The following is a 331-nucleotide window of genomic DNA, read 5'->3' as shown; positions in this document are numbered from 1 at the left end:
CGCTTCTCCCAACGCCAATACCACCGATTCACATACCGCCGGGTGTTCTATCAACCGGGCTTCAATTTCCCCCGGTTCAATGCGGAAACCGCGAATTTTCACCTGCTGGTCGTTGCGGCCCAGAAACTCCAGATTGCCGTCCGGCAGGTAACGCGCCAAATCCCCGGTGCGGTACATGCGTGCATCCGGGGTGTCACTGAACGGATCGGGCAGGAACCGTTCCGCCGTCAGGTCAGGGCGATTGAAGTAGCCCCGCGCTACCCCCGCCCCGCCGATATAAATTTCACCCACCACGCCCAGCGGCGCCGGCTGACCATAAACGTCCAGCAAA

General features: G+C 60.7%; 1 protein-coding gene. It reads right to left on the bottom strand.

Annotated elements, in window-relative coordinates:
* Positions 1-331, bottom strand: a 331-nt coding sequence (locus tag ABR397_RS23605) for a hypothetical protein (protein ID WP_350307823.1), incomplete at both ends; no start/stop codon positions are given.

Source organism: Photorhabdus viridis (assembly GCF_040256935.1).
GTDB lineage: Bacteria > Pseudomonadota > Gammaproteobacteria > Enterobacterales > Enterobacteriaceae > Photorhabdus > Photorhabdus viridis.
The sequence above is the reverse complement of the archived record's forward strand: the minus strand, read 5'-3'. Positions and strand labels throughout refer to the sequence as shown.